This window comes from Rhizobium sp. P1_E1 (assembly GCF_056406015.1).
Genome location: NZ_JBFUAY010000261.1, coordinates 1 through 5,500 on the forward strand (window position 1 = coordinate 1; position 5,500 = coordinate 5,500).

At 63.3% G+C, this 5,500-nt stretch carries 6 protein-coding genes and 1 pseudogene; 1 reads left to right on the plus strand and 6 read right to left on the minus strand.

The window, feature by feature from the left end:
• From AC1D1Z_RS33415 to AC1D1Z_RS33425, 3 genes are all read right to left on the minus strand, one after another.
• Positions 1-319: hypothetical protein (locus AC1D1Z_RS33415; RefSeq protein ID WP_477853127.1), on the minus strand; the 319-nt coding region annotated here is incomplete at its 3' end.
• A gap of 293 nt (positions 320-612) precedes the next feature.
• Positions 613-774 (minus strand): hypothetical protein, encoded by a 162-nt coding sequence (locus AC1D1Z_RS33420; protein WP_018516739.1) that lies wholly within the window; start codon positions 772-774, stop codon positions 613-615.
• Between the two features lie 300 nt (positions 775-1,074).
• Complete coding sequence (locus tag AC1D1Z_RS33425) at positions 1,075-1,386, minus strand: DUF736 domain-containing protein (RefSeq protein WP_477853129.1); 312 nt, start codon at positions 1,384-1,386, stop codon at positions 1,075-1,077.
• 450 nt (positions 1,387-1,836) lie between these two features.
• Here AC1D1Z_RS33425 and AC1D1Z_RS33430 point away from each other — a divergent pair, with 450 nt between their 5' ends.
• Positions 1,837-2,013: a hypothetical protein gene (locus tag AC1D1Z_RS33430; RefSeq protein WP_165447342.1), complete on the plus strand. Its 177-nt coding sequence runs from the start codon at positions 1,837-1,839 to the stop codon at positions 2,011-2,013.
• A gap of 6 nt (positions 2,014-2,019) precedes the next feature.
• Here the strand turns inward: AC1D1Z_RS33430 and AC1D1Z_RS33435 are convergent, their stop codons facing one another.
• The 3 genes and pseudogenes from AC1D1Z_RS33435 to AC1D1Z_RS33445 all read right to left on the minus strand — a co-directional run bounded on the left by AC1D1Z_RS33435 (position 2,020) and on the right by AC1D1Z_RS33445 (position 5,431).
• Positions 2,020-2,946, minus strand: a complete 927-nt coding sequence (locus AC1D1Z_RS33435) for an ArdC family protein (RefSeq protein ID WP_130806916.1) — start codon at positions 2,944-2,946, stop codon at positions 2,020-2,022.
• A 302-nt stretch (positions 2,947-3,248) separates the two neighbouring features.
• Positions 3,249-3,833 carry a hypothetical protein gene (locus AC1D1Z_RS33440; protein ID WP_130806914.1) on the minus strand — a complete coding sequence of 195 codons (585 nt, stop codon included), beginning with the start codon at positions 3,831-3,833 and terminating at the stop codon, positions 3,249-3,251.
• Positions 3,834-4,534: 701 nt separating this feature from the next.
• Positions 4,535-5,431: pseudogene (locus tag AC1D1Z_RS33445) on the minus strand (DUF7007 domain-containing protein).
• Positions 5,432-5,500 lie beyond the last annotated feature (69 nt).

Sequence of the window (5,500 nt, forward strand, 5' to 3'; positions counted from 1 at the left end):
GTTGTTCCTCGACCTGGTCAAACAAAAACGTGCTCGCGGCTATCGGCCACGAGCCACTCTGCGATATTTCCAAAGCTGACCCCAATCGTCTCCGATCGCTCGAGTAGCGAAACAGGGGGCCGCCGAAGCGGTCCCCTGATGGCGCGTCATTCGCGCCGGTTCCAGTCGGTCTCGAACGACGCCTCGATCTCACGAAGAACGGAATCTTGATGGCCAGTTTCAGGCCGAGTTTCCCCTTGCGGAAGTAGTGACAGATCACCTTGCCGAGGGTGCGGAGCCGACGGCCGGTGGCGGTGAGGAACTGAGCGAGCTGTTGCACGGTATTTTCTCCTTTCGAAATGCCGATATCGCGGGGATAGGCCGCATGGCGGACAAGGAGGGACGCACCTGAAAGGACGAAACGAGAGTGAAGGACCTGCCGGCGCCAGAATTTAGCACGCGAGGAGCCGCAATACGGCGGGGAAAATTCTGGCGCCAGCTGGTTGCGGGCGACGGACGGGATGCAGCATCCCCGATGTCGATGACGGTAGATCGAAAGGAGAGTCGCAGCGGATCGCCCCTCTCGGGATCCTGGATGCCGGCGGTCCCCCCAGTGCTGGTGGTATGCCGCCCTCAGAAGGGCGGCTCGGCGTCGATGGAACCATCCTGTTCGCCAAGCATCATGATCAGCTCGGCCTGGGCGATTTCGAGCTCGGCTTCGATCTCGCGACGCTCGGCGGGCTCGATGCAAGCGTTCAGCTCGGCGCGCAGTTCTTCGATTTGTTGTTCGATCATCGTCATCTCCTTGATGTTTGAGAAAGATGACGCCCGCCGGCGTGGCGGTGGGTCAGGGTCAAGGATCGCGCATGCGACCGCCAGCGGCGGTGAGTGGAGGAGCCGAAATGCGCCAAGCATTTTGGGGGGACCGCTCGTCCTTGAGGCTGGCCCGGCTCCACGGCACGATTGGCTTGATATGAGCAGACCCCACCTCTCCGTACGGCACCCAAAAAGCTGGAAACGGGCTCGACGCCCGTCGCCTGCTTTCTCAAAGCGGCCTGTTGGCCCCGCCTTAGGCGGCGGGGCCTTGGTGGGACCTCAATCCCGGTTGGGGCGGGACCAGATCAGYTGGTAGCCGTCCTCGCCTTCGAYCTCGGWGAGCGTTGCGTAGATCGGMGCYGGGAAGCTYGGRTCGTCCAGCTTGACCGAGAGRTAGTCGCGGTCGSTCTCGCTGRAGCGCTTCTGCCAGGCGGCACCCAGCTCGACATTGCCGGCGTAGATACGGAAGTGCGGACCCTTGTCGGAGGGGTTTTCGATGCGGGCGATGCGGGCCTTGACGTTGAGTGCGAGGGTGCGGATCGAGCCGGTGAAGCCGCTTTCGGTGGAGGTGAAGGTGCCGATGGTAGCCATTGTCTGTTCCTTTCGGTTGTTTCGGGCCGCGCCCTTCGCGGCCTCGATGGCTGTCGCAAGGATCGGGGGCGATCGGACCGCACCTGAAAGGCCGMAATGAAATGGAGGGCGGCCGGAGAAACTTTGTTGTCGCGCGAGGAATGCGAACACAGTTCGCAGGGGGAGAAAGTTGCGGACGGCCGTTGCGGGAGAACGATTGAGGCGAAGCCGGTCTCCGATCAGACATGCCTCATCGAGCCCGCGGAGGGCGTGGCCTATGACAGCGGTGGAAGGAACTTGGTCATGGCCCTCGCCGTGCGTTGCCCCGGCAGAACAGCCCGGCCGCGAAGCCGTTCCTCTGTCTCTAAAGCATAGGGTCGGCTTCGGATGCGACAAACTCGGCCGTCCGGGCAGTTGTCTCCTCTCATCAACGCAATATTGTCGGGCCGCGATTCGTCGCCTGGAGGATCTATGCGTCAGCAGACAAAGCCGTTTACCGTCGAAATCAAGCAGTCCCTAAAGCTGAAAGCCAACGATCGGAAACCATCGATCTGGGGGAGGCTGGACCTCACGTCCGATGAGCACGCGCTCGCGGAGAGAGCGCCGAAAGAGCTGTCGGCCGTTGCGGGTGACAACGACCGACCTTGACGTCTCCTACGCGGCCGCTCTCTCGTCGGCCTGAACGGGCTGGAGACCGTGCAGGAAGCTGACAGCACGCTGGGCATGCGCCGCAGCTTGGAAGATAGCCCGCTTGTCGTCAGATAGAACCTTCAGCCACGAGCCGAGATAAGACGCATGGTCCGGCCGTGGCTCCAGCTCCGGTGCGATCCCGAGATCGGCGCATAGGAAGCAACTCCCGAGCTCCGCAATCAGCTCCTCGCGGGCGCGTTCGGTCTTGTCCTTCGCATAGCGGCTAAGATCGCGATCGACGCGATCGGGGCGCGCAGTCCAATGGCAACTTTCGTGACTGAGCGTGGCCACGTAGGACGCCGCGTCGCGGAACGTTTCGAACGGCGGCATCTGGATGTGGTCCGTGATAGGGGAATAATAGGCCTGCGCTCCACCATGGCGGATGACAGCGCCCGTGTTGCGGAAAAAGCAATCGGCGTGCTCGATGTGCTCGATCGCATCGAGCACCGGGGTCGGTGGGAGACGATAGTGTTCGGGCAGTCCGTCGATCTGCTCGATGTTGAACACTGTGTAAGCCTTCAAGAATGGGATTTCTCGATCGACTTCTCCACCACTGCCGTCCGCCTCGGACTTGGTGAACCGGCTGGCGAAGACGACCGTCGAACCGGTCTCGCCCTTTCGCACCGCCGCCCCCAGTTCAAGCGCCTGCTTGAAGGTCATCCACATGGGGGAAGTGAACCCCCGCGCCATTCCCTCCGACCATAACAAGAGAATGTTCATGCCCGAATACGGCTGGCCGTTGTGGCGCAGCGGCAGGGTGATCCGGCCATTGGTGTTGGCCGCGTGCCAGGGTTTCATCCAAGGCTTCACACCCTTTTCAAGATCTGCGACGATCCTATCCGTGATCCGCGCATAGATGTCGGCGCGTTCGCCTTCGGCTTTCCTGCTCATGTCATTATCCTCCGTTTTGGAGGCCGCGCCATCGCGGCCCCGTCGCGGAGGTCCGAAAGCAGGAGCGATCAGGAGGCCGGCCGCACCGGAACGGCCGTAACGGAGTGAAGGACGGCAAAGCCGTTGCGGCAGGCGCCGGCTCCTGCAGGACCGCCGAGCGGGACGGGACGCGTGCCGGGCGGGGTCCGTGTTCTTCCTTCTCTTCTTTCGTGACATGGAAAAAGGCCGGTCCGAAAGGAACCGGCCTAAAGGTCAAAGAGGGAAGAGATGGTGAAGCCGAAGCTCTCCGCGCGACAAGCGGCTCAACCGAGAGCCGCCATCTGTGCCTCGGCCGCCTTGCGGTCGAGCGACTGGCCCAGGTTTTCGACCGGGCGGTCGAAGGGCTTCCAGGCTTCGCCGATGACGTGGCTGTAAGCTGCGACTGCGCCCTCGGCGGCCATCCGCAACGCGTGGGACTGTATGCCCATGTCGGCGGCGAATTCGCGTTTGCGCTGGGCGGCGCTGTCGTAACCGACCGGGCCATCGAGATCCTCGTCGCGGGCATCGTTTGCCGATTTGGCGGTTGCGTCTCGGGCTTCGGAGATTGCTCGACTGTAGAACTGGCCGGCGCCGTGCGCCGAGCCGACATAGGCACCGACGATACGCTGGAGATGGATCTGCATCGCCTTCTCACCGAGACCGTCCGAGAGGCTATCGGCGGTCTCAATGATCAGGCGCTCGTGGAGTTCACGGATGCCGTCGCTGTCGACCCCCGCGGTCCCGAAACTCTCGGCGATCAGCATTGCCTGGGCGGTGTCCGGGCATGTGAGCCTGACCATTTCAAGGGTGGCGCCCTTGCGGAGCGGCACGACGCGGGCGGCAGGTCGATTGGTTGCGGGCTTGGACATGGGATCTTCCTTTCGTGGTTTTCACCGAAGCGGCTCCGGCCCCTGCCGGTCTGCCCTTCGATGCGGTCGACAGGAATCGGTTGAGGACGGGCGCTTTCACAGGTCCGGGACGGCCGGACGAGCGAAACGGGTTTGCGAACAAGCGGGGTAAAGCCCTGCGAAGGGCGCGGAGCCGTTTTGCGAGGGAGGCTGCACCGGCCGCTCCGCGGCGCGCCAGCGGCCTTGAAACGACCGGCCGCCGGTTCAGACCGCAGCGAAAACGAAGGGCGGGCCGGCAGGGGTCGGGCTATGACTCAGAAACCCCGAAGGACAGAAACCACTGCGACCGATAGCCCCCGCCTCCCTTCCTCCCGCTCGGATCAGCCGCCACGAAAGCCCCATCCGGCCGGGGCTCACGCCGCCGCATTGCCCACATCATCGCCGAGCACATACGCATGGTGGCGATCGCCCGCTCCTGACGTTGGAGTTTGCGAGCCAGGGCAGCGATTTCCGTTCGCCGCTCGACGTGATCGTGAAACAGCAACTCGTCGGAGCGCGTCCACCGCGACCCGCCCCGGCGGTGCGAGCGGGCTTTCGCCTTCTCGGTAACCGCTATGCGTTCGCCCGGCCCGTGTTGTGCCGGTGAATGCAATCGAGATGGTGGCGCGTCTCTCGCCGCGCCGCCTCAATGCGGAACAGAAGAACGCGAGAACTGACCGGATTCATGGACTGGTCACCCGCGGCTGCCAACTGATGAACGACGACGGTCCGTCATGGCCAGCATGTCGCGCGGTATTGATGACGAAGCCAAATCGGCCGACCTCGTACTCGTCGCTTGGCACAAAGAAGCGGCGCTCTTCCGCGTGGACGGCACGCACGCCACCAATCGTGGCGATAACTTCGGTCATGCCGGGTTGGTGATCTGAGCGTAGCGCGGAGATGACGATCCAGTCGCCGGCATGCTCGCGCTCAAAGGCGCGGCGATCCTTCTCGTGGGATTTGGCCGAAAATCGATTCCCAGGCATCGGGCAAGAAATCCCGGATCGTCCGATCGGCGGACTTGCGCTCGTATCTCGTAAAGGTGTTCCGGATAGGCGAGGCCAACCGCGGCCCACGCGGCACCTTCGTCGTACCAACCACCGGCGCAACGAAGCATCACATGGATTTTGCCGTTGCGATCGTTGGACAACTTGAACCCGCCATGCCCGGCCGTGGTGTGAGATACGATACCCTCCGCGTAGACGGTGGCGCCCTGCGACGGTCCCCATGGGGTGGAGCAGCTCATCCGGACAGTCTGCCGGGCGAGCGCCCAGAGGTCTCGGGACGTGCTCCGCCTGTTCGAACATCCGTGCCCGAAATTCCGCCTCATCCGTAACGGCGCCATGATGCGAGTAGAAGTCGTAGCGCTTGAGCTCGGAAGACGGCCGTGACACGCGCCAGGCACTCGCGAGAAAATGCTGGCCGTCACGTCCCGGCACCGTGGCGAAAACGAGATCGCCGACACGGGCAACCGGCATGTCATCGGCGCTGCGGCCAAACTCCACCCCTGAACCTTCAGGGGTGGAAGCTGCTTTGCTTGGAGAGCAGGCGTGTTCATGCCGCGACCCTCCCTTCGACATGGGCGGCCGCCACTTCATCGGCCGTGACCTCTTCCAGCACGGCATTGGGATAGCCATGCTGCGTCAACC

Bases quoted from the DNA above. Each gene is read 5' to 3' on its own strand.
- AC1D1Z_RS33420 (WP_018516739.1), bottom strand. From the start codon at position 774: ATGATCGAACAACAAATCGAAGAACTGCGCGCCGAGCTGAACGCTTGC.
- AC1D1Z_RS33440 (WP_130806914.1), bottom strand. From the start codon at position 3,833: ATGTCCAAGCCCGCAACCAATCGACCTGCCGCCCGCGTCGTGCCGCTC.
- AC1D1Z_RS33430 (WP_165447342.1), top strand. From the start codon at position 1,837: ATGCGTCAGCAGACAAAGCCGTTTACCGTCGAAATCAAGCAGTCCCTA.
- AC1D1Z_RS33435 (WP_130806916.1), bottom strand. From the start codon at position 2,946: ATGAGCAGGAAAGCCGAAGGCGAACGCGCCGACATCTATGCGCGGATC.